Annotated in this window: 21 protein-coding genes; 7 read left to right on the top strand and 14 right to left on the bottom strand. The window is 45.5% G+C overall.

Translation table 11 applies throughout. The features are described 5' to 3' along the window. Window positions 1–145 precede the first annotated feature (145 nt). The 5 genes from CWE08_RS01505 to ftsY all read right to left on the bottom strand — a co-directional run bounded on the left by CWE08_RS01505 (window position 146) and on the right by ftsY (window position 4,736). A complete protein-coding gene (locus CWE08_RS01505) occupies window positions 146–403 on the bottom strand; it encodes a YkgJ family cysteine cluster protein (RefSeq protein ID WP_126764931.1) in 258 nt (85 codons plus the stop codon). 62 nt (window positions 404–465) lie between these two features. Then, the gene (gene rpoH / locus CWE08_RS01500; protein WP_126764929.1) at window positions 466–1,323 is read right to left on the bottom strand and encodes an RNA polymerase sigma factor RpoH; all 858 of its coding nucleotides are present in this window, start codon (window positions 1,321–1,323) and stop codon (window positions 466–468) included. Between the two features lie 284 nt (window positions 1,324–1,607). Then, complete coding sequence (gene ftsX / locus CWE08_RS01495; protein ID WP_126764927.1) at window positions 1,608–2,594, bottom strand: permease-like cell division protein FtsX; 987 nt, start codon at window positions 2,592–2,594, stop codon at window positions 1,608–1,610. Further along, entirely contained in the window at window positions 2,594–3,295 is a 702-nt protein-coding gene (gene ftsE / locus CWE08_RS01490) for a cell division ATP-binding protein FtsE (protein WP_126764925.1), read from the bottom strand. Before ftsE ends, ftsX begins: the two co-directional genes overlap by 1 nt. A 118-nt stretch (window positions 3,296–3,413) precedes the next feature. Continuing rightward, on the bottom strand, window positions 3,414–4,736 hold the full coding sequence (gene ftsY, locus CWE08_RS01485) for a signal recognition particle-docking protein FtsY (RefSeq protein ID WP_126764923.1): 1,323 nt from the start codon (window positions 4,734–4,736) through the stop codon (window positions 3,414–3,416). Window positions 4,737–4,870: 134 nt separating this feature from the next. On the opposite strand from ftsY, the gene rsmD reads away from it, so the two are divergent. Then, window positions 4,871–5,488 (top strand): 16S rRNA (guanine(966)-N(2))-methyltransferase RsmD, encoded by a 618-nt coding sequence (gene rsmD, locus CWE08_RS01480; RefSeq protein ID WP_126764921.1) that lies wholly within the window; start codon window positions 4,871–4,873, stop codon window positions 5,486–5,488. Between the two features lie 141 nt (window positions 5,489–5,629). Then, window positions 5,630–5,926: a DUF1145 domain-containing protein gene (locus tag CWE08_RS01475; protein WP_126764919.1), complete on the top strand. Its 297-nt coding sequence runs from the start codon at window positions 5,630–5,632 to the stop codon at window positions 5,924–5,926. 35 nt (window positions 5,927–5,961) lie between these two features. Here the strand turns inward: CWE08_RS01475 and CWE08_RS01470 are convergent, their stop codons facing one another. Both CWE08_RS01470 and CWE08_RS01465 read right to left on the bottom strand, forming a co-directional pair. Beyond that, window positions 5,962–6,549 carry a YjaG family protein gene (locus CWE08_RS01470; protein ID WP_126764917.1) on the bottom strand — a complete coding sequence of 196 codons (588 nt, stop codon included), beginning with the start codon at window positions 6,547–6,549 and terminating at the stop codon, window positions 5,962–5,964. 58 nt (window positions 6,550–6,607) lie between these two features. Further along, window positions 6,608–7,204, bottom strand: a complete 597-nt coding sequence (locus CWE08_RS01465; RefSeq protein WP_126764916.1) for a YhgN family NAAT transporter — start codon at window positions 7,202–7,204, stop codon at window positions 6,608–6,610. 228 nt (window positions 7,205–7,432) lie between these two features. Between CWE08_RS01465 and CWE08_RS01460 the strand changes: the two genes are divergently transcribed. Both CWE08_RS01460 and CWE08_RS01455 read left to right on the top strand, forming a co-directional pair. Further along, the gene (locus CWE08_RS01460; RefSeq protein WP_126764914.1) at window positions 7,433–8,425 is read left to right on the top strand and encodes a threonine ammonia-lyase; all 993 of its coding nucleotides are present in this window, start codon (window positions 7,433–7,435) and stop codon (window positions 8,423–8,425) included. Further along, on the top strand, window positions 8,422–9,498 hold the full coding sequence (locus tag CWE08_RS01455) for an alanine racemase (protein WP_126764912.1): 1,077 nt from the start codon (window positions 8,422–8,424) through the stop codon (window positions 9,496–9,498). The genes CWE08_RS01460 and CWE08_RS01455 overlap by 4 nt, the downstream gene beginning before the upstream one ends. On the opposite strand, the gene CWE08_RS01450 is transcribed toward CWE08_RS01455, so the two are convergent. From CWE08_RS01450 to CWE08_RS01440, 3 genes are read right to left on the bottom strand one after another with little or no spacing between them, the layout of a single operon-like run. Next, complete coding sequence (locus CWE08_RS01450; RefSeq protein WP_126764910.1) at window positions 9,491–9,910, bottom strand: VOC family protein; 420 nt, start codon at window positions 9,908–9,910, stop codon at window positions 9,491–9,493. The genes CWE08_RS01455 and CWE08_RS01450 overlap by 8 nt on opposite strands. Next, window positions 9,910–11,082 (bottom strand): trans-sulfuration enzyme family protein, encoded by a 1,173-nt coding sequence (locus CWE08_RS01445; RefSeq protein ID WP_126764908.1) that lies wholly within the window; start codon window positions 11,080–11,082, stop codon window positions 9,910–9,912. Before CWE08_RS01445 ends, CWE08_RS01450 begins: the two co-directional genes overlap by 1 nt. A gap of 14 nt (window positions 11,083–11,096) precedes the next feature. After that, on the bottom strand, window positions 11,097–12,062 hold the full coding sequence (locus tag CWE08_RS01440) for a PLP-dependent cysteine synthase family protein (protein ID WP_126764906.1): 966 nt from the start codon (window positions 12,060–12,062) through the stop codon (window positions 11,097–11,099). Window positions 12,063–12,189: 127 nt separating this feature from the next. Here CWE08_RS01440 and CWE08_RS01435 point away from each other — a divergent pair, with 127 nt between their 5' ends. Further along, window positions 12,190–12,795, top strand: a complete 606-nt coding sequence (locus CWE08_RS01435; RefSeq protein WP_126764904.1) for a hypothetical protein — start codon at window positions 12,190–12,192, stop codon at window positions 12,793–12,795. A gap of 1,477 nt (window positions 12,796–14,272) precedes the next feature. On the opposite strand, the gene CWE08_RS01430 is transcribed toward CWE08_RS01435, so the two are convergent. The 4 genes from CWE08_RS01430 to CWE08_RS01415 all read right to left on the bottom strand — a co-directional run bounded on the left by CWE08_RS01430 (window position 14,273) and on the right by CWE08_RS01415 (window position 18,305). After that, complete coding sequence (locus CWE08_RS01430; protein ID WP_126764902.1) at window positions 14,273–14,887, bottom strand: hypothetical protein; 615 nt, start codon at window positions 14,885–14,887, stop codon at window positions 14,273–14,275. A gap of 33 nt (window positions 14,888–14,920) precedes the next feature. Beyond that, window positions 14,921–15,478 (bottom strand): hypothetical protein, encoded by a 558-nt coding sequence (locus CWE08_RS01425; RefSeq protein WP_126764901.1) that lies wholly within the window; start codon window positions 15,476–15,478, stop codon window positions 14,921–14,923. Between the two features lie 563 nt (window positions 15,479–16,041). Next, on the bottom strand, window positions 16,042–16,698 hold the full coding sequence (locus tag CWE08_RS01420; protein WP_126764899.1) for a hypothetical protein: 657 nt from the start codon (window positions 16,696–16,698) through the stop codon (window positions 16,042–16,044). Window positions 16,699–16,781: 83 nt separating this feature from the next. Continuing rightward, entirely contained in the window at window positions 16,782–18,305 is a 1,524-nt protein-coding gene (locus CWE08_RS01415; protein ID WP_126764897.1) for a YifB family Mg chelatase-like AAA ATPase, read from the bottom strand. A 318-nt stretch (window positions 18,306–18,623) separates the two neighbouring features. On the opposite strand from CWE08_RS01415, the gene CWE08_RS01410 reads away from it, so the two are divergent. Continuing rightward, window positions 18,624–21,338 carry a putative bifunctional diguanylate cyclase/phosphodiesterase gene (locus CWE08_RS01410; RefSeq protein WP_126764895.1) on the top strand — a complete coding sequence of 905 codons (2,715 nt, stop codon included), beginning with the start codon at window positions 18,624–18,626 and terminating at the stop codon, window positions 21,336–21,338. A gap of 154 nt (window positions 21,339–21,492) precedes the next feature. Beyond that, the gene (locus tag CWE08_RS01405; protein WP_126764893.1) at window positions 21,493–22,428 is read left to right on the top strand and encodes a tetratricopeptide repeat protein; all 936 of its coding nucleotides are present in this window, start codon (window positions 21,493–21,495) and stop codon (window positions 22,426–22,428) included. The last annotated feature ends 103 nt before the right edge of the window (window positions 22,429–22,531 follow it).

The raw sequence follows: 22,531 nt of genomic DNA, 5'->3' as shown, positions 1-22,531 counted from the left end.
TCGGGTAAAGGATTTTAGCCCGAACGATGATCCGTAGCAGGCGTGATGTTGTTCTTCTTGGTTGAGCCCCTGGGTTAAGCCCCTGGGTTGAGCCCCTGGGTTAAGCCCCTGGGTTAAGCCCCTAGGCAAGGCCTCCGGGTAAAGCTCATTCGGGCGCGCTATCGTTCTCTAGTTGGGTTAGCAGAATAAGCGCTTGCTCACGCGAATCTCCGCAAACATAATCCTGGGCGGTGAATTGTTCACACACTTTCGGCCGCTCCGGTTTCCCAAAGATACGGCACAGATTATTCTCATCAAGTTGTACACAGCGTGTGTTGGCAGGTTTTCCGGCTGGCATGCCCGGGATTGGGCTAGAAATCGAGGGTGCAATGCAACAAGCACCGCACCCTGCTCTACATTTCATCTAAAGTGAATATCATAGAAAGTAAGCTGCGTGAAAAGCTAAGAAGTCGCAAATTAGTGCGCTTACTGCATAGCCATGCGCAATTTCTTCATTGCGTTTTGTTCTAACTGACGAATACGTTCAGCAGACACTTGGAATGTATCCGCCAAATCGTGCAATGTGGTTTTGTTATCATCTAACCAACGCGCACGCACAATGTGCTGGCTACGTTCATCTAAACTAGAAATGGCATGTGCTAAGCGCTTACTCGCTTGCTCTTCCCAATCTTGCGCTTCAATCGTTGCGGCCACATCAGAGGATTTATCTTCTAAATATTGTGAGGGTGAAAACGCAACTTCGTTGTTGTCATCCTCATCTACACCCATATCAAAAGCGGCATCATGTGCGCTCATCCGTGATTCCATTTCCATCACTTCAGAGCTACTTACCCCAAGTTCGCGGGCAACTGTATCTACTTCATCATTAGTAAACCAACCAAGGCGTTTTTTAGCCTTACGAAGGTTAAAGAAAAGCTTACGCTGGGCTTTCGTAGTTGCCACTTTCACAATACGCCAATTGCGCAATACAAATTCATGAATTTCGGCTTTAATCCAATGCACCGCAAAAGATACTAAGCGAACACCAACGGTAGGATCAAAGCGCTTTACCGCTTTCATCAAACCAATGTTACCTTCTTGGATTAAATCCGCTTGGGGTAAACCGTATCCCTGATAACTACGAGCTACATGCACAACAAAACGCAAGTGCGACATGATCAGCTGTTTCGCTGCCTGCAAATCGCCATCTTGTTGTAACCGCTCTGCCAGCGATTTCTCTTCCTCTGCACTGAGCATCGGAATACCATTTACCGATGCAATATAGGCATCTAGGCTGCCCGTGCGGGGAACCATTAAACCCATTGATTCAGAGTGTGCAGTCATCTATTTACCTCACTTTCAATTCTGCTGCTAATATCCTTGAGTGTTTGCTTTAACACCCCTAACTGCGAACCGAACATATTTTGGCTAATAACTCAGCCGAACATCAAAAAACCATTCTATCAGAGCCATACACCTGTGCAAGTGTGTTTGTGCAAGTTCAATGTAGCAAGCAAATGTAACCAATTAATGACACTGCTTTCTGTAAGACCACAAATTCGTTACTGAGTTCCTTACGCTAGCCTTAACTCACTGAATATAAACATAAATTATCCAGGATGCATTTGCTATTTTGGCTCAATGGCGCTCACATGCCTGCGTACCGCAATCCATGAACCAATTAACCCGAGCCCAATAGCCACTAACCACACCACCAGCATATCGTGCAAGCTCAAACCTTGCAGGCTCATATCGCTCTCGTACAAACTGCTAAATTGAACGATAGAAGCATCAATCCAGATCACTATAATCGTAGTGGCAAGCCAGGCGATGATCCCGCCAACTACACCATACCAAAAGCCTGTGTATAAAAATGGGCGCTGAATATAGGCATCGGTGGCACCCACCAGTTTCATAATCATAATTTCATCGCGGCGGTTTAAAATCGCGAGCCGAATAGTATTACCAACGATAAGCACCACCGCGGTGCAGAGCAATAAGCCCAGTGCGGCAAAGCTATTCTCCACTACACGCACAAGTGCTTGTAAACGCTCGAGCCATTTCAAATCTAAGCTCGCGGAAGTCACCTCACGCTCTTGTTCCAGGGTAGTGAGCAACATTTGCGCTCGCTCAACACTTTGAAAATCAGCTGTGGGCACAACAATAAGAACATCCGGTAAAGGATTCTCTTGTAAATAATCGATTGCACTACCGAAGCCCGAATTGGCCTGAAATTCAGCAAGGCCGGCTTCTTTATCGATAAGCTCAACCCTATCCACTTCTGCCATTAAACGAATGCGTTCGCGAAAGGTTTGAACCTCTTGTGGCGAGAGTTCCTTGCGGAGAAATACATTAATTTCCGCAGCACTATCCCACTCGGCGCTAATCGCTTGCGCGTTTTTCACCACCACATACAAGGTTGTAGGCAGAGTTAAACTCAATCCCAGTACCGCGATTGTCATGAGCGAAGCCATGGGCGTTCGCGAAAGCTCGCCTAAACTACCCAGCGCTTGCTGAAAATTATTCACAAAAAACATTAAGAATCGGCGCCACGGCGAAATTTTTACCGCTTTTGCACCTTTTCGTTGTTCCGCCTTACGCATTAGGAATCCCATTAAAAAGATTCCTCATCAAGAGGCTCATAAGCACCGCTTGCGAGCCCATCATCAATCATAGCGCCATTGCGTAAAACCAGGTTTCGGTGCCGCATCCGCGCCACCAGCGCCAAATCATGGGTAGCAATTAACACGGAAACACCAACTTGATGAAAGGATTCAAACAAATTCATAATCTCTAACGATAAGCTAGGATCAAGATTTCCTGTTGGCTCATCGGCAAGTAGTAGGGGTGGCTTATTCACAATCGCCCGAGCAATCCCCACTCGCTGCTGTTCGCCACCTGAAAGCATGATTGGGTATTTTCGCTCTTGGCCACCTAACCCAACTTTATCAAGAGCCGCTTGCACTCGCTTGCGAGCTTCTGATTGCGTGTAACCTTCAATGTAAAGCGGCAACGCCACGTTATCGAATACTGTTTTATCCATGAGCAATCGATGATCTTGAAAAATCATACCGATATCGCGGCGCAGATACGGCACCTGCCGGCGGCTGATTTTATTTAAATCGTGGCCATTAATAAGCACCCGGCCCAAGGTTGGCCGCTCCATCAACGCAACTAGGCGCAGTAAAGTACTTTTACCCGCGCCCGAGTGCCCGGTTAGAAACGCCAGCTCACCGGCCGCCACATGAAAATTCACACGGTTTAGCGCCTGAAAGCCACCGGGATATGTTTTACTTACCTGTTCAAAACGAATCATTAAAGGCCCTTGATTGCATGGCTACTCATTTGCACCATGCCATGATTGGTCGTTGTTATTATTCTAGTGCCTATTTGCTTAACATTGGTTATGAAGCCTTGTTTTGGGAAGCATTGTTTTAAGAGGCATTGTTTTGCGAAGCATTATTAGCAAATAACGCATCCACAAATTCACTCGCTACAAACGGCCGTAAATCTTCAAGGCTCTCCCCAACACCAATGTAACGAATCGGGATCTTAAATTGATTAGCCAGCGCAAAGATAACGCCACCCTTGGCAGTGCCATCGAGCTTTGTCATAACCAAGCCGCTCACGCCAACCGCTTCGTTGAATAATTTTGCTTGGCTTATGGCATTTTGTCCTGTTCCTGCGTCTAAGGTCAACAGCACTTCATGGGGCATAGCCGCATCGAGTTTGCGCATTACCCGCACGATTTTTTTCAACTCTTCCATTAAATTGGCTTTGTTCTGCAAGCGCCCAGCCGTATCGGCAATCAGCACATCCACACCACGCGCTTTCGCCGCTTGCACCGCATCAAAAATAACAGAGGCACTATCAGCACCCGTATGCTGTGCAATAACGGGAATCTCGTTACGCTCACCCCATACTTGCAATTGCTCAACCGCAGCCGCTCGAAAGGTATCACCTGCGGCTAACATCACTGATTTACCTTCACTTTGAAACTGCCGCGCTAACTTACCTATGGTTGTTGTTTTACCAACACCATTCACGCCAACCATCAAAATCACAAACGGCCCATCGGTATTATTAATCATTAAGGGTTCACTAACAGGCGCTAAAATTTCCGCCATGTCGTCTTTCAATTTAGCGTACAACAACTCGGCGTCTTTTAGTTCTTTGCGCGAGGCATGCTCTGTTAACTGATCAATAATTTTAGCCGTGGTATCCACACCCACATCAGCCATTAAAAGCTGAGTTTCTAAATCCTCAAACAGCTCCTCATCAATTTCTTTGCCAACGAATAAGTTGGCCAACCCTGAGCCTAAAGAGCTTGAAGTTTTTTGTAAGCCTTGGCGTAAACGTTGCCACCAACTCATTCGTTGCGGCCGCTCTTGCGTGGCACTTGCTGGAGGCACACTTTTACTGTGCATGCTGGCTGCATCGTCCACCGCACTTGGCAAATCGGTGCCCTCGCGTTCCATTAGCGGGCTATCGTGCTCGCTTTCTTGAGGGGCTACTTTTGCTTCTGGAGTTGCCGAATCAGCATTGATATTCGCTTCTACAACTTCTTCATTGGTGGCCGTTGGCTTTTCATCCGATTCTTTCGGCGCATCCTCAGCCGCAATTTCCGAATCCGAGCCAGATGTTTCAGGGCGCTTTTCTAGCGCCTCATTTTGTTCTTGCTCGTTTCTTTCTTCCTTTGTTTCCTCAGCCTTTTTACGACCAAACAAAGTGGAAAAAATAGAGGGTTTCTTTGCCATAATTTAGAATTCCAACAACATCGATGCGAAGCCATGATAATAGCATTGTTCCCGCCCTATGTGTACGGCCAGAAATCGCGACAAAAGGAGAGAGAATAGGTACAATTCACCGGATTTCGATCTTCGAGGTACCCATGGCAACACAACACCGTAAAACAGCCAAGAACCATTCAAGTGCGCTAGGGCAAATCAGAATTATTGGCGGCCAATGGCGTGGTCGCAAATTAGCGGTTGTTGATCAAGAGGGCCTGCGCCCCACCACCGACCGCATAAAAGAAACCCTCTTCAATTGGTTGCAGTTTGAGCTGCCAGAAGCTCGTGTGCTTGATGCCTTTGCCGGTACAGGTAGCTTAGGGCTAGAGGCACTTTCACGGGGCGCCAGCGAGGTGGTTTTCATAGAAAAAGCGATTTCGGCAAGCAAGCAGCTTGATAAAAACATCAAAACCTTGCTTGGTGATATCCAAAATAATAGCGATTCAAAACCACGAGCCGAAGTTCATAACAAGGATACGTTAAGCCACCTCGAGCAAATCAAAGGTGCATTTGATATCGTGTTTCTCGATCCGCCTTTTCATCAGGGGCTATTAGAACAGTGCATTGGAATCTTAGCTAAAGAGAGCTTAGTGAGCTTTGGTAGCTGGGTTTATATCGAAAGTGAGCAATCACTCACATTTAGCACCCCAAAAAACTGGCAGCTTTATCGCGAGAAAAAAGCAGGCCAAGTGAGCTTCCGCTTGTTCCATGTTCAATGAACTTGAATATCGTGAGTGCTCGCGCTCTAGGTTTTATTTGCGAATTTAAATAGCCTGAGTTTTATTTTACTGATTTTTAGCTTCTACTTTTTTAATGTTATCTATTTTGCGTTTTCACTTTGTTAAAAAGGACACTAGAACATGCGCGCCATTATCCTTATCGGGCAAGTATTATTTAGTTTTTTATGGTTAGCATTACTCGCTAATTTAGTTATGCCTTTTCCAGGTAATGCGTTTGCATTGTTTCTACTTTTGCTACTGATCGTGGTAGTACTGCATTTGCTGCAAATGCTAATTTTCTATGCTGCTTTTCAAGCAGCATTGAAAGCCGGTGGCAAAGATTATTTGTTTATCTTTTTGTTTGGAATTGTTGGCTGGATGATGGCGCTGCAAAAACACAATAAGCACAACAAGCACACGCTTGGAAACGCCGAGTAAATCAAAAACTAAGCGCACACAAAAACCACCTCGGCTTAAAGGCCGAGGTTTGAAATGCCCTCATCGCGAGCAATACCCCGAACTTCGCGAACAAGCTCTTTATCTATCACCGCGGTTTCTTGTAAGAAGCCTAACATGGCCTCTTGCACTTCGATTTCGTAGTTGCTTAGTGGGTGTTCAGCAATGGCCTCCGCGCGCTCATCCACATTATCGATCTCAGCACATTCACCGAGCTCAAGAAAATGAGCTACCGAACCTTGGGATATTTTCGCAACATCGAGTAACGGGCTACCCTCTTTATCTTCAATGCCCTGCAGTAAACTACTTAAAGCGGTGCACGCCGCAATTGCTGGGAACATACCGAGCACATCAAAATCTTGTTCGTTCGGCGTGTTTTCCTCCAGTTTCTCCTGCCAACGCTGCCAATCACTTTTCTTATTCACGGCTAGCTTATCCCAAACGGCATTTAGCGCGCCACGCAACGTTTTGGCATCACCAAAGCCTGTGCTTGCAGAGAACAAATCGTAATTCGGTAACATACGCTCGCACAGATATGCCGCCAAAACGGCTTGGTGATTGAAAGGAAGTTCTCGAATCTGCTGAAAAATTGTTTTTCGTGCCATAACCTTTGCTATCTCCTATTTTGCGCAGCGTCTTGTGGCAAACTGCTCATCACTGCAACTAAACCGCAGATTTGGCAAGGTAAGCCATAATGCCATCCAAGAACATTTGCACGGAAATCATCACCAGAATCATCCCCATTAGGCGCTCGATAGCGTTCAGCCCCCGTTGGCCCAACGCCCTCAGCACAAAGCCGCTAAAGAGCAATATAGTAGCCGAGATTGCCCAAGCAGCAATCGAAGCCAAGGTCCAATCGAGCATTTGATCAGGTGCTTGGTTCGCTAGCAATAACAGGGCTGCCAGCAGCGAAGGGCCTGAGATCAATGGAATCGCCAGCGGCACAATAAAGGGTTCATCACCCGCTGGCAAACCCAGCACGCCGCCGGGCTGAGGGAAAATTAAGCGCAAGGCAATGATAAAAAGAATGATACCGCCAGCAATGCTCACCGATTCTTGCCGCAAGCCGAGCCAGCTTAACAAGCTGGTGCCAAGATAAAGGAATAGCAACATAAACACTAAAGCAAACAAGAGTTCACGAATGAGTACTTTTCTTCGCCGCTTCGGGTCCACATGGCGCAGAACCGAAATAAAGATCGGTAAATTCCCAAGTGGGTTCATAATCAATAACAATGTTATTGCGGCCGTAACGGTATCCATGAATATTCCTTGCCCAGTTAGTGATGCTTTGCTAGTGATGCTTTGGTGATTAGGCCTAGAGTTTATGCCGGCAGTATACCCTTGAAAATACGGAAACAAAACTGGTGAGCCTTGCACACCTTGATATACTCTAGTTGAATACTAACGGTAAATATAAAGCCGTAGGTTAAAGTTTCGAGAAATTATGATTGAACACGTAGTTTTTACTTATCAACTTGGAGCAATTCAGTGACAGGATGGCAACATATTGCCGGGCAAGACGATTTGAACCTTGATCTCATTCATCGAGCGGAAAAACTGATCGCGCCTTATATTATGAACACACCTGTACTGCGCAGCCCAGAACTGGATAACTCCAGTGGCGCTAGGCTCTTCTTTAAATGTGAAAACTTGCAACACACCGGCGCCTTTAAATTCCGTGGTGCGATTCACGCATTATTAAATCTCACCGCGGCACAGCGAAAGGCGGGTGTTTACACCGTTTCCTCGGGTAATCACGGGGCGGCCCTTGCCGCAGCTGGGCGTATTTTGAATATTTCCGTGCAAGTGGCGGTTCCTACTAACGCACCTAGCGTAAAGAAACAGAATATTGCGCAAAACGGCGCCGATATCATTGAAATCGAACCCGGTATGGCGGCGCGTGAAGCCTTTGTAGCGGCCAATCAACAGCAAAGCGAGCGGATATTTATTCCGCCGTATAACCACCCCTTGATTATGGCCGGTCAGGGAACGGCAGCACTGGAATTGGTAAAGGCAGTGCCAGAATTACAAGTTCTAATGAGCCCCCTAGGTGGCGGTGGCCTGCTATCGGGAACGGCAATGGTAGGCCATAGCCAAAATATGGCCGTGTTCGGTGTAGAGCCAGAACTAGCCAACGATGCTTGGCTCTCGCTGCAGGCAGGAAGTATCCAAAGTGCAAGGCCGCCAATAAGTATTTGCGATGGTTTATTAACTAACTTGGGCGATCACACCTTCCCCATTATCCAAAATTACGTAGATGCGGTATTACTCGTATCAGAGGATGAAGTAATTGTGGCTATGCAACAGCTTTGGCAGGCTCTCAAGGTTATCGTTGAGCCTTCTGCAGCCACAGTTTTTGCTGCCGTGTGTAAGTATCCAGAGCATTTTTCTGGTAAAGCAGTGGGGCTTATTCTAAGTGGCGGCAATCTCGATGTAGCCTGTTTGCCCTGGCCCGTTACCCGTTTGGAGAAAGCAAAATGAGCCTGAATTGGAATACTATTACTGGGCCACAAGTGCTGGTAGATAGCCGCAAAAGCAAGCGGAATATCAAACGTATGCAGGAAAAAGCGGCAAGCGCTCATGTTGCTTTACGGCCACATTTTAAAACCCACCAATCGGTAACCATTGGCAAGTGGTTTGGTAAACCTGAGGAAACACCTATCGCGGTTTCCTCGGCAGAAATGGCCCGCCATTTTGCTGATGCCGGCTGGCAAGATATTCTTTTGGCAATTCCCATGAACCCACGTGCACTCCCTGCCTATAATCGCTTAGCACGAGAAGTTCGTTTTGGCCTCACTATTGAAAATGCCGATAGCTTGAAAGCTATCGCGCGGCTGCTCAACCCTGTTGATGTGTACATTGAAATTGATGCCGGTTATGGCCGCACCGGTATATCGTGGCGTGCTCACGAAACCATTAATTTGATTCTTGAGCAGGCTCGAACCATGCCACAAGTGCGCGGCCTTGGCTTATTACTACACGCTGGTAATAGTTACACGATGCGGGGCGAACATGGCATTGCTCAAATCCATGAAGAGAGTTTGCAGCGCTTGGCGGAATTAATCGAAAACCTGCATATTCCACAGCATGAGTTGCGCATTTCTGTTGGCGATACCCCCACCTGTAGCCGCATGGAAAGCTTCCTCGGCGCCGATGAAATTCGGCCTGGCAATTATGTATTTTATGATTGGCAACAACAACGGATAGGCGCGTGCGATTGGCCCGATGTGGCCCTAGCTGTAGCCTGCCCTATTATCGGTATTTATCCTGAGCGCAACGAAGTGGTGGTGCACGGTGGCGCCGTACATTTTAGTAAAGATTCCGTATCTATTGATGGTAACTCGGTGTTTGGTCAAGTCATGCATCAAACGGCGAATGGTTGGGGCAGCCCCATCCAAGGCGCACAGCTTGTTAGCGTTTCCCAAGAGCATGGAAAAGTACGGGTATCTGAAGCCATGTTAAAAGAACTAGAGCTGGGCGATTTGTTGATTATCGTTCCAGCTCATTCCTGCTTGGTTATGGCGGCATTTAACGGTGAGTGCACGGTTATTTAGCAAACAACTGGCCAATATCGGCGAAAGCCTTGAACTCCAGCGCATTACCGGCAGGGTCATAGAAGAACATCGTGGCTTGCTCGCCCGGTTTGCCCTTGAAGCGAACGTAGGGTTCGATTACGAACTCTATACCTGCCTCACGCACACGTTTAGCTAGCGTTTCCCAACTTGGCATATCCAGCACAACACCAAAGTGGGGAACGGGCACATCATGGCCATCCACCGGGTTACTCACCGGCGGCAGCAAACGATCGGGTGCAACGTGCGTTACCAACTGATGGCCATAAAAGTTCCAATCAATCCAATGATCGCTGCTGCGGCCTTCACTACAGCCAAGAAGCTCGCCATAAAAAGCGCGCGCCTTATGGAGATCATCCACTGGAATAGCCAAATGAAATGGAGCAACGGCCATTACATTTTCTCCAATGCTTGGGCAAGGTCCGCAATCAAATCCTGCGTATCTTCAATACCTACGGAAATACGCACAAAGTTATCGTGAATACCGAGTTTTTGGCGATTCTCTGGCGGAATCGATGCGTGCGTCATGATCGCTGGATGTTCAATTAAGCTCTCTACGCCACCTAAAGATTCAGCCAGCGCGAAGATTTCCACCGCTTCCAAGAAACGCCGCGCAGTATCTAAATCACCATCCAAGAAAATTGAAATCATGCCACCAAAGCCGCTCATTTGCTGCTTCGCAAGTTCATGCTGTGGGTGGCTTGCTAAACCTGGGTGCACTACCGTTTTTACACGTGGGTGTTGCTCTAGCCATTCGGCAATTTCCAGCGCCGCTTGGTTATGATGCTTCATTCGCAACGCCAAGGTTTTCACGCCGCGAAGTGCTAAGTAACTATCAAACGGCCCTGCAATCGAGCCAATAGAATTTTGCAAAAATGCCATGTCTTCTTGCAAATCTTCCCGCTCGCCCACAACGGCAATACCACCCACCATATCCGAGTGGCCATTTAGATATTTAGTTGCTGAGTGCATCACAATATCCGCACCAAGCGCCAGCGGTAACTGGTTATATGGCGTTGCAAAGGTGTTATCTACCACCACAATCATATCCGGGTTATGCTCCCGCGCTTTTGCAACCACAGCACGAATATCGACAAGCTTCAACATTGGATTACTTGGTGTTTCAATCCACACCATACGCGTTTTCGGCGTGAACGATGCGGTAAGTTCCTGCATGTCAGTTAAATCAACATAACTAAAATCTAAACCGGCAGAACGCCCACGCACTTTATCGAATAAACGAAAACTACCACCATATAAATCGTCCATTGCTACAACATGATCACCGGTATCCAAAAGCTCAAGGATAGTGGCTGTAGCCGCCATTCCTGATGCAAAAGCATAACCGCGGCTACCGCCTTCGAGATTGGCAATCGAACGTTCCCAAGCAAACCGGGTTGGGTTTTGTGAACGCGAGTATTCAAAACCTGAATGCTCACCAGGGCTTGGCTGAATATAGGTTGAGCTCGTTACAATAGGTGGCATCACTGCGCCAGTAACAGGCTCAGGCTCTTGGCCTCCGTGAATAGTACGAGTGGCGAATGCTAAATTCTTGGTATCGCGCATAAATTTAATACCCCTTAACTAAAATCTTGAGCGTTGAGCCACTCATCATTAAATAACTTTGAAAGGTAACGGCAACCGGTATCACAGGCTAGCGTAACCACCCGCTTCGGTTCGGTTTGTTCACGGCAATATTGCACAGCAGCAGCAATTAGTGTGCCACTCGAAGAACCAACCATGATCCCCTCTTTTAGCAATACTTCTCGAGCCATATCGAACGATTCTTTATCAGTGATACTGTAAGCTTTGCCAGCTAAGGCGATTTCACAAATCACTGGAATAAAATCTTCGCCAATACCTTCTACGCGCCAGCTTCCTGCTTCAACTTCTTTACCTTCATTTACTAACGGTGCCAAAATTGAACCATCGGGATCGGCCAATACTAAATCGATATCCGCTTTTTGTTCACGTAAATAACGGCCAACACCTGTGAGTGTGCCGCCAGAACCTACACCACACACGAATGCATCAAGGTTGCCTTCCATTTGTTGCCAAATTTCTGGCGCGGTAGTTTCATAATGAGCTTGCACATTAGCTGGATTTTCAAACTGATTAATATAAAAAGCATTACGTTCTTCCGCCAAACGCAGGGCAAGATCTTGGTAATACTCCGGATGCCCTTTTTGCACATCAGAACGTGTTTCAATAACCTCCGCACCCAGAGCTCGTAAGTTATAAAGTTTTTCGCGGCTCATTTTATCTGGCAACACAATAATCAATTTATAACCTTTTTGGGCTGCCACCAGCGCCAAACCTAATCCCGTATTGCCTGCGGTTGCTTCAATTAGGGTATCGCCCGGTTTGATTTTGCCTTGCTCTTCGGCCGCCGCAATCATGGCTACGGCGATCCGGTCTTTTATTGAGGCGCCCGGATTTTGAATTTCCAGCTTCAAGTAGAGCTCGCAAGGGCCCGTATCAATGTGGTTCACTCGAACCATTGGCGTGTTCCCAATCATTTCTAACGCGTTGTTGTATACCTTCATGAGCCTACCTTTTAATTCTCGATGTGTTTCACTTTGCGCATATTCTACTCGACACGGCGCCTACTATCCATGCCAGTTGTTTCTATGTTATTTTAAAAACAAAGATTCAACTAAATAAGGATGAACTATGCGCCTGAATAAAATGCACTTACTTGTTGTAGGAGCGGCTGGCGCTCTTGCCGCTTGCACGCCTGCGGAACCAAATCCACAGGATGTATTCTTTGATAAAATTGCGGAACATTGCGGGAAGGCTTACGAAGGTGAGGTAACGAACGGCAATCCAGAAACAGATGCTACTTGGATGAATAGCCGTATTGTCATTGAAGTTCGGGAGTGCACAGAGAATCGCATCCGTATTCCACTGCATGTTGGTGATAACCGTTCGCGCACTTGGATTATCACGAAAACGCAAATGGGCTTAGAACTCAAACACGATCACCGTTTAGAAGATGGTAGCGATGATCCTATGACAATGTACGGCGGAACTACCGTAACACTGGGCACGGAAGATGCCCAATCATTCCCTGCGGATGAAGACAGCAAACAACTTTTCACTGACTTAGATGCCACAGTGTCGATTACCAACACTTGGTGGATGTCGTTTCCTGATGAAAATACGTTCCGTTATCGGTTATCGCGGCCAAATCGAGAGTTCCATGTGGATGTAGATTTAAGCCAAGAAGTAGAAGCGCCACCAGCGCCTTGGGGTTGGGAAGATAACTTTCAGTATTAAAGATTCACAATATTAAAGATTCAGTACTAAAGCAGGCTGTTAATCGCTTATAGATAATGCTGCTTGTACATCATGCCGAAAAATGCCGCACAAGCTGAGTTTGTGCGGCATTCTTATGTTCACTCAGCTTATATGTGAAATACAGAAATAAATGAAACCAAGCCTTGATCATATGCTTTCTTGGCTTTTATCGGATTAGTCTAAAGATGTATTCTGAGACGATGGCAAGAATATACTATCATCTTTAAAGAAGATAAGAGGTCATATATCAAAATGAATGGAGTAGTTCATCAGGACAATTTGATTAATAACTCTACGATTACTCAGATTCGCGATAATGCTTTCCCTTTCATCAAGTTTGCAGTCAATAGTTTATCTATTGACTAAGATTTAATTATCCCGCCGGAAGCGGGACGCAAATTTATATTTATCTCATGGGTGTTTACATGTGAACTATCGTTTAATCCTTTACCATAATAAAGTCGAAAAATCCCAATGATTGTGAGTAATGAATGCTAACTAAAATATCCATCTCAAAAATTTCGGGCAAGTGTCTTGCTTTGGAAATGCCGAAAGGGTCCGGCTTATTTTTGCGCGGCGCAAATGATTCCGGTAAGTCCGCTTTAGTTCAACATATTTTAAAGACAATCAAAGCAAAGCGATAAGGATTTCAGCTCATCAACAGACCTGGTTTTCTTTAGATTCGCGCGACATGTCTCCTCAGAGCAGAAACTATATTAGGGATAATGTCCAACAATCTGACACAGAGTCAAAGGCACCGGACTCATGCTCTTTGATGGCCTTGATGATTTGTCCTTCGCTGTAACGTTTTTTCTCTCTGGAGCACGTGAATTTAAAGAAGGCATGGTACAAGGGTACAAAAATCGTCGACGTTCAGTCTTTAGAAGCGCTCTCGAGTACCGAGCATTGAATTTGAGGGAGCGCCACATAGTGGTATTGAACCTGCTTTGAATATCGTCGGGTTATTGCCAAAAATCAATTGGTAAGTAAGCTTAAGGTTCTTAGCAAAAATGCCAACGAAGCTACTGGTTTTTTATTGAAATATTGCAACCTTTTTAATAACTTGCGTGCAATACCACGGCTGGTAATGGTTTGAAGCTCGCCGAGTATAAGCGCATCACAAGAGTTTCAACTGACGGACAGTGAGACTGGCAGAAAGCGAAAGCAGCTCAACAAATAAAACCAGATGATATACTATCGACCCCTCAGCGAGCACTTTTCTCTTTAAAACCCCAGCCAAATTAAAAGATTAAAAGAGCTAAATACTGACCGCGCCGCTGAGCGTCTTTTTCTTCAGCATCTGGCGCAGATTTGCGTGGCTTCACTAATAAAATGAACTCAAACCTCAAACTGCTATTTCAATAGCAGATGAACACTCTATTATCGAGTTCAAAACTATCGCGCAACCACACAAAGAACTGCGTCATCTGATGCTATCTTCTTGCTTAAATGTCGTTTAGTCAGGATCAACCTCTGGGTCACCATTGCCCGGACCAGAGTTATTCGGGAGATCGGTGATAGAAGTATTGTAGGTAGTGCTGTAAAAAAATCCCCAGCTCGCACCCGGAACAAACACGCGTCCTATCCAAGAACCAAAACCTCCACTGCCACAAGTTACGGTTGGAGTACTACTTGAGTTGCATGAATCGCCAGGTTGTCCCGATGCAATATCATTCGCGAACATATCTGCGTACGCAGAACCCTTATTGATATTCTCTGCATCGTTCAGCCCGTCACCCGTATTTGTAGTAAAATTGAAAACAGCTTGAGTTCTCGCTGCCAGTTTGGTGAGAAAGTCCTCATCACCAGTTAAGTTCTGAACCGGTTGTACTGCAGCCGCGAATCGTCTGGCACTAGCGTTAGAAAAACCAGTAACATTCATCGCTGCTCCGTAAAACCAATTCCCGAAAGCTTCCGACGCTCCAGGAAAATCAGTGTTGTTTGCTAAATCGTAAACTTTGTTTCTGTTGAAGTGAGTTAAAAAGTAATCGAACTTCTGACTCAAACTTAAATCAGCTGTGTCTTGCTTAATGCTGTTTAACTGCATATTAATATCAAAATTGTCGGGCACTCCCGTCGCTGCGAACTCACTGCAACCAGAAAACTAGGTAGATTGTTGAGTATAGTGGGTAGGCTCAGTAGGGTTTGATTGAATTTCGAAGCAGATACCCGTCACAGGATCGCAATCACCACCAGTATCGTCTGGAGCATAGTCTAAATTTATGAAAAAGATACCACCGGCATTCTCAGTTATCCCGAAGCCCAATCTCATTCGTACATCCGCAGTGACACTCGATGCAGGAACCACACGAAAGCCAATTCTCGATGCTTCTACCGTTGATTGATACTGAATTGTTTCACCCGATGGTGAATTTAGTTGCTTTATTTCAACGGCAGTGCTTCCACTCATATCGTAAATCAATACTTTAAATGGGATTGCTTGATTCACAGATACTACGTTGAACACAATTTCATTCCCTTGCGGGATTTCATTTGTACTAAAGCAATTCATGAAATCATTGGATGACTCTAAGTCTGTAATGACAGAATTTAGAGCTTTAATATCCACACAATCGGTCGTTTCGCTGGTTGCCTTTGCATTGGTGAAATTTAGAATAAACATCATATACAATATGCTTAACAAAATATTTTTCCGTCTCATATACACTCCTTAATTTTCCAATTAATTATATTGAATATTATAAGCTAATGGGAAAGTTAAAAAGTCAAACATTTTTTTACTTTCTACCCGAGCCCCTCCTTGGGGGACTATTTCCACGTGTACTTCATAAACTCACTATTCATAAATTGTCACATTTTCTCTTGGGATGTAAAAAAATTTCTTAGGTGTTCGCACAAAGAAGCGTTCCAAGCTACATTAGTCGTTGAGAAGTAAGCGTCGCAGAATTGGTGAGCACAACTAGATCTGCGCGTCGACTTCTATTCGCAAATGGCATTTCCGAAGCAAAAAGAGGTTGGTCGTGCTTGGACTTCAGGTAATCTATCAAAATACGCTTTACTTCAAATTCATCCATACTACTGACCTCTCATTAGAACTTACACTATATACCAGACTCTCATCACCATAAGAGAACCGATAAGGGCACACTAGGTCCTCCCACACTGCGAAACCTCATTATCATTTATTTTGCAATCTCACATTATATTCACTTTAGAAGCATCGTTACCCTTTTGGGTATTGAAACGAAGCCTCATGCGCAGCTTTTATTCAAAAGGCCGAGGTGAATCACCTGTTAAACACTGTTGATAAAGATCGCCGAGTGCGTAAGTTTGATAACGTAATTCGCGCCCTTCAATCGTGTAATGAGCATTCAGGTTCTCACCATCTAAGCGGAATTCAACATCATCGGCACCGATAAAACGATCGATATGTATCACCCGCTTGTAAATACCCCGTTGATCACAGCTCATAACCACGAAAAACTGTGAATTCTCCTCTACTCCGGAGCCAAGTGCGGATACGGTGTAGCCCTCACCCTCATATTCTGCTCGCACATCTTGATCGCCCGCATAGTATATCAGCAAGCTAAACGCCGTGAGTAACACCAGCATGGCAATCCAAATGAATATCCCCAAGCGCGCTATCTTCCAGTACTGCCAATCCAGCGCAACTCGACGAAGTAGAAAATAGCCGGCTATGGCAGCAAGTAAGAAACCAACGGTAATAAGGCTTTCAAAAATTATCTGTGATTCTGTCCAGCGCCATACAAAAACATAATCACCCGGCATAACCACCGCATCAAACCAAACCGGAATAGTGAGTAACAAAATAGCGAGCCCAATCCAAATAACGCGTTGCGAAACGGCCATGGCTGACTGCTTGGCCGTTGGCTCATTACCACCTGTATTTTGTTTCTGCATAGGAATCCTCATGTATGTTGCCATGCAAACGAATGAATAGGCAGAATAGCAAACATCACCAAGAAAATGCAGTACCCGCTCAACTACAAGGCACGAAGCTGTATCAATAACGCATCTAGCGCACGGTAGCTTAATGCTTCGAGCAAATGCTCACGAGCTAACTGAGCGTGGCCTTCCAAATCGGCAATGGTGCGCGCTACTCGCAGCGTACGATGATAAGCGCGATGAGAAAGTGATAGCTTTTCCATCGCTGCCACTAAAAATTCACGATCAGTTTCTGCTAATTCGGCAACGATCGTTAGTTGCTTTGGTGATAACGCATGATTTAGGCAGTTTTGCCGCTTGCGTTGCAGCGCTTGCGCCGCCACTACCTGATGCTGCAACTCAGCACTCGTTATCTTTTTTCGTGTGGCGGTGTTGCGAAGCGCGTCCGGTTGCCGCGGAACATCAACCTGCAAATCAATCCGGTCTAGAAAAGGCCCCGAAATTTTACTCAAGTATTTGAGAATTTGTTCAGGCGTTGAGCGCGAACTTTGGATATCACCATTAAAAGTGCCACAGGGTGATGGGTTAAGGGCGCAGAGCAGTTGAAAACAAGCAGGAAAGGTAACTTGTTGGCGTGCTCTGCTGATGCTAACCCGCCCAGATTCTAGCGGCTCACGTAATGAATCAAGCACGTGCCTTGGAGTTTCTGTGAGCTCATCTAAAAACAAAATACCGCGGTGCGCTAAGGTAATTTCACCCGGCCTCGGTATGCTGCCGCCGCCAACGAGCGCTGCCGCGGAACAGGAATGATGTGGCGCCCGAAAGGGGCGTTGGCGCCAATTGTCTGGATTAAATTTCTCGCCGGTGAGTGAATTAATCGCGGCAACCTCAAGGGCTTCATTTTCCGGTAATGGCGGCATTAATCCAATTAGGCGTTTTGCCAGCATGGTTTTACCGGTACCGGGTGGGCCAACAAACAAAAGGTTATGGCCACCTGCTGCCGCTAACAACAAGGCTCGTTTTGCTTGTTCCTGCCCCTCAACATCAGCGATATCACCCACACTCTGCGGATCGGTAGGCAGCTCAACAGATTGCACTAGCCCAAGTAAAGAGCTCTGTTCCACATGCCGCACGGCAGCAGCGAGCGAGGAAACCGCGTAGGCGCTTGGCTTTCGCAATAGCGCCGCCTCTGCTTTATTTGCAGCTGGCACAAGTGCTTGCCTACCTGCCTTAATCGCTGCCAGTAAAGCGGGTAGAACACCATCGATACGCCTTACCGCACCATCAAGCGCGAGCTCGCCGTAACACTCAAGCTGGCTTAATCCGCCTTCCTGAATGGATTCATCCGCTACTAGAATGCCAAGCGCCATGGCTAAATCAAACCGTGCCCCCTGCTTGGGTAATTCTGCGGGCGATAAATTAATGGTTATTTTCGCCACAGGGAATTCTAAACCGCTATTTAGAATCGCTGTTTTAACCCGATCCCGTGCTTCTCTTACAGTGGTTTCTGGCATGCCGATAATTTGAAAGCCTGGCACGCCAGCAGCCACGTTTACCTCTACCCTCACCAAAGGCGATTCCATACCCAACTGCGCCCGCGTTAATACCACTGCCAATCCCATAGCGACCTCGATTGCTTCCTGCAAAAGTGATTAGCCTAATAGAATCTTCAAAAAACGCGACGGAAAAACCGCTATTTCCGACATCACGCACGAACTCACCAGCCTCCAACAACTACTTATTTTTAGGTATAAGCTGATCAGACCATGAAAACGCTTGTGTTAGTAGATTCGCTATTGTTATGCTTCTTAACATTATATCAACACTCAATGTTTACCTATTACGAAATCTCCAAAGTACTGTTGTGCAGAATGACTTAGAGTATGCTGCCGCTTTCCGGTAGTGGCCTTTTCAATCTGAAACTATAAGAAGAACTCATTGTGCTTATTCTAAGAAACAAAGAGGTATCAGCTGCATATTATGTAACTGCAGCATTAACCGCTGTGCTTACTGGTATCTTAGCGATTGTGTATCGCTTTGCCGGTTCCGTGCATCTGTTAAAACCTGAGTTTATGGTGGTTTCCGGAATATCTATGCTGGTAATTGGCGGCACTATGCTACTGGGTGTTTCAACTAAGCCACGCGTGCGCACAGCAGCCGCTCTTTTTTGTATCAGCTACGCAGTGTTTCTGTATCTTGGAGCGCTCAACCCAGAACGCTTTTCCGTGGCTACAAATGGCAACGGCATAGCCCCCTTCGCCTTAGCTACTTTTATTCTCATTCTTGGCATATGCAGCCTTTTCAATTTAAAGAGCAAAGCAAGCGACATAACGTGGTTGATGTTTGGCACAACCGCTTTATTTTTTTCTGTTGCTATTATTGTTACCGGTTGGGTTTACCAATTTACCCCTGCAACAACGCTTGATAACCCTATCGGCATATCACTCCTTGCCGTTATCGTGGGAGTATTAGGCCTCGCTTCGTTAGTTCGCTGTAGCTGTGCCAATGTTCCTTTTATAGAAATAAAATCAACGGTAATTCCGGCTGTTTTGGTATCCTTTTTTGGTTTAATCATTTGGCTTTCACTTTCGGTAATTAATACTGAAGAGCTTGAAACGCGTTCTCGTTCTTTGGTGAACCAAGCTTCCTATGAATTGCAGCAAAAATTGGTAACGTACAACACCTCCATTGAAAAAGTAGCTACTCGGTGGGCCCTATCCGAGAGTAACTCTTCATTGAAGCAGTTAGACCTCGATTTGTTTATTCGCGATCATAGCCATGCACTATCGATTAGCGTTTTCAACCCTACGGGCGAAATCACGCATCAAAGTGAAGCTGAACAAAGCAATATCCTTAACTCAAGTACCTTTTCCGAAAATGGAATCACTAATTTAGTAGGCGGATGGTTTACTGAGCATCAAGGCGAACAAGCTTTTGCTGTTTCTGCTGTATCCATCGATAAGGGCCATCCAATTTTATTCTTTTCCGAGCCTATTATTGAAGATGATGTCCTGCAGGCACAAATACTAGTGGCTATCGATTTACAAGGGTTTTCCACTTTTCGACAGGTTGAGCATCTTAAGTTCTTCCAGCTATATCTTGAGCTCGCCAATGATATATTTATTGCCATCAACGCACCTGAATTTGAAGTATTCAATAAAAATCAATTAGATAACCGATATCCATTTCAATATTCAAATACCCAAACTTTGATGGAGTTTTATACCCCAAATTTTACCGTGGTTATTTCTGATTTCAGTTTGTTATGGGCTCAGGCGCGCACTAACCAGCTTGTATTATTGTTTGCCTTCGTACTTTCCATGCTTTTCATTTTCGTTATCGACACCAACAATAAATTGCAATTAGAACGCCAAAAGCTAGCGCAGCTGGCAAAATTCGATGGGGTAACAGGTTTGCTGCGGCGTGATGTTCTTGAAGAAAGTATCAAATCGTTATTATCCGAATATACTGCCCATAGCATTCGGGTGCTTTTTATCGACCTCGATGGTTTCAAACCTATCAACGATAGCCTTGGCTTAACGGTAGGTAATAAGTTACTCGCAGAAACCGCACAACGGATACAAACCTGTTTACCCAAAGATGCGCTGGCGGCACGATTTAGTGGCGATGAATTTATTATATTCCTACCTAATGCCTCAGAAGCAAGTGCTGTGCAGCTCGCCCATGAATTGAATACTGAGATTGGCCGCAACTTCGCAATCGGTGAGCTGAATGTTCACCTTACCGCCAGTATTGGTATTGCCTCAGTTAACGATAGTAACGAAAGCGCTACCAAGTTAATTCAAAATGCTGATGTGGCGATGTCGGAAGCGAAAATAAAGGGTGGAAATACTTACTCGATTTTTAATCACGAAATGGCCATGAGGTATGAGAAACAATATTTACTTCGTGCAAAAATTCAACGTGGTATAGAAAACAAAGAATTTGCTGTGCATTTCCAGCCCGTGGTTTCCGCAGTAGACCATGAAATCATCGGTTTCGAAGCATTAGCCCGTTGGCCGCAAGCGGACGGCAGTTACATTCCGCCAGGTGATTTCATTCCCGTAGCCGAACAAACAGGGCAAATTATTGCCTTATCTGAATTGGTTTTAGAAAATGCCTTAGAATCACTCGCTAAATTACAAAAAATATCGCCTCATTTAACCATGGCAGTTAATTTATCTGCGCAGCTATTCGACCGAGGGAATTCAGTAGATTCTATTATTAGTGCGCTTCATCATTTCCAAGTAAGCCCGAGCACGCTTCACGTTGAATTAACTGAGAGTGTGTTGAGTAAAGACCATGCCTACTTATCCAAGAAATTAAACGAATTGCGTGCGCTCGGCATTAAGGTTTCCTTAGATGATTTCGGCACGGGGTTTTCAAGCCTTGGGTTATTACATCAATTACCGGTAGATATTATTAAAATCGATCGCTCCTTTATCAAGGACATTTCTGCAAGTTCGGAAAGCCGGAAGATTGCCGAATCAGTTATTCACCTTGCGAAAAGCTTGAACAAAGAGCTAATCGTAGAAGGCGTGGAAACGCTTGCACAAGCGGAGTTTGCCGTAATCCATAAATGTGATGCAATTCAGGGCTTTTATTTCCATAGGCCCATGCCATTGGCCGACATTTTGCCGCTAGTTAATAGCTAACTCGAGCGCAAGAACACTATTTAAGAGCTAGGAATCCGTGGGGGATTTGCCTGTAACAGCGCCCCTAAGAAATATTTTGAAACACTTTTTTACTAACTTGTAACAATACTTTTACGTTATGCTAGCTACTCATCAAGTTTACGCGCAGGTATTTATGAAAAACTCTTTAACGCCCAAGTTATTTATCGTTTTAATGCTTTGGTTTGGTCTCGCAGTGAATGCACAAGCGCGGCAACAGAATTTCAGCTTTGAACAAATTGATGAAAAGTTCGCACAAGTTGTTGAAGCACTTGGCGAGAATGATCATAAAGCCGCGGAGCAAAGCCTTAAGGAGCTCCATAGCGAATTAGGCGATACAGCTGATTATCATTTCTTGGAAGGTATCGTTACCGTACTTTCTATGAATGATGCGAGCGCATTGCGTTTGCCTTTTTTGGCACGGCGGATGCGCAATCAATGGAATGAAGCGTTAGAAAAAGACCCGAATCACGAGCTCGCGCATTTAAGCTTGCTCCAATTCCATGCAAATGCTCCAGGCATCGCCGGTGGTGATAAAGAGCAGGCCACGGCTCACGCTCAACGTTTACGCGAACTAAATAGCCCGCTGCGATTTCAAGCTGATATTGTACTTGCCGCTGTTTCTGGTGATTTTACTGATGAAGAGGCCGCTTGGGAGGCTTGGTTTAACGATCAGCCGAACAATTTAGATATTCGTTTTAACTATATTTTACAACGAATAAATAGCGAACACTTCGATAAGGCCCTAATACAAATTCAACATATTGTTGAGAACGCCAATGCGGACAACGATGCCGACTATGAATTGCTTAGCCAGGTATATTATCAATGGGGTAAATTGGCGGCAGAATCGGGTAAGGATCTGGAAAACGGGGCAAGCGCTTTAGAGCGAATACTTGCCGAGAACCGGGTTCCGGATGCAGTGCCCCCAGGGTGGCCGCATTACCGTCTGGCACAAATCTACCACCAACAAAATCGCATTGAAGAAGCCAACGCAATGAGAGCTGAAGCTACCTTACTCGCTAAAGACGATAAGAACTTGCGAGAAGCTTTAAGTAATCTATCGAGCTAACAATCATGATGGCTATTGAAAGTTAGAAATAAAAAAGAGAGCGCAAGCGCTCTCTTTTTTAATGTGGAACCGATGTGATGCTCAGCCGAAATAAAATGCAGCT

The sequence above is a fragment of the Aliidiomarina iranensis genome, from assembly GCF_003987135.1.
Lineage (GTDB): Bacteria > Pseudomonadota > Gammaproteobacteria > Enterobacterales > Alteromonadaceae > Aliidiomarina > Aliidiomarina iranensis.
This window is presented reverse-complemented; position numbering and strand designations above follow the sequence as displayed.

Coding starts and splice junctions, on each gene's coding strand:
- CWE08_RS01505 (WP_126764931.1), bottom strand. CDS start 403: ATGAAATGTAGAGCAGGGTGCGGTGCTTGTTGCATTGCACCCTCGATT.
- rpoH (WP_126764929.1), bottom strand. CDS start 1,323: ATGACTGCACACTCTGAATCAATGGGTTTAATGGTTCCCCGCACGGGC.
- ftsX (WP_126764927.1), bottom strand. CDS start 2,594: ATGGGATTCCTAATGCGTAAGGCGGAACAACGAAAAGGTGCAAAAGCG.
- ftsE (WP_126764925.1), bottom strand. CDS start 3,295: ATGATTCGTTTTGAACAGGTAAGTAAAACATATCCCGGTGGCTTTCAG.
- ftsY (WP_126764923.1), bottom strand. CDS start 4,736: ATGGCAAAGAAACCCTCTATTTTTTCCACTTTGTTTGGTCGTAAAAAG.
- rsmD (WP_126764921.1), top strand. CDS start 4,871: ATGGCAACACAACACCGTAAAACAGCCAAGAACCATTCAAGTGCGCTA.
- CWE08_RS01475 (WP_126764919.1), top strand. CDS start 5,630: ATGCGCGCCATTATCCTTATCGGGCAAGTATTATTTAGTTTTTTATGG.
- CWE08_RS01470 (WP_126764917.1), bottom strand. CDS start 6,549: ATGGCACGAAAAACAATTTTTCAGCAGATTCGAGAACTTCCTTTCAAT.
- CWE08_RS01465 (WP_126764916.1), bottom strand. CDS start 7,204: ATGGATACCGTTACGGCCGCAATAACATTGTTATTGATTATGAACCCA.
- CWE08_RS01455 (WP_126764912.1), top strand. CDS start 8,422: ATGAGCCTGAATTGGAATACTATTACTGGGCCACAAGTGCTGGTAGAT.
- CWE08_RS01450 (WP_126764910.1), bottom strand. CDS start 9,910: ATGGCCGTTGCTCCATTTCATTTGGCTATTCCAGTGGATGATCTCCAT.
- CWE08_RS01445 (WP_126764908.1), bottom strand. CDS start 11,082: ATGCGCGATACCAAGAATTTAGCATTCGCCACTCGTACTATTCACGGA.
- CWE08_RS01440 (WP_126764906.1), bottom strand. CDS start 12,062: ATGAAGGTATACAACAACGCGTTAGAAATGATTGGGAACACGCCAATG.
- CWE08_RS01435 (WP_126764904.1), top strand. CDS start 12,190: ATGCGCCTGAATAAAATGCACTTACTTGTTGTAGGAGCGGCTGGCGCT.
- CWE08_RS01425 (WP_126764901.1), bottom strand. CDS start 15,478: ATGAGACGGAAAAATATTTTGTTAAGCATATTGTATATGATGTTTATT.
- CWE08_RS01420 (WP_126764899.1), bottom strand. CDS start 16,698: ATGCAGAAACAAAATACAGGTGGTAATGAGCCAACGGCCAAGCAGTCA.
- CWE08_RS01415 (WP_126764897.1), bottom strand. CDS start 18,305: ATGGGATTGGCAGTGGTATTAACGCGGGCGCAGTTGGGTATGGAATCG.
- CWE08_RS01405 (WP_126764893.1), top strand. CDS start 21,493: ATGAAAAACTCTTTAACGCCCAAGTTATTTATCGTTTTAATGCTTTGG.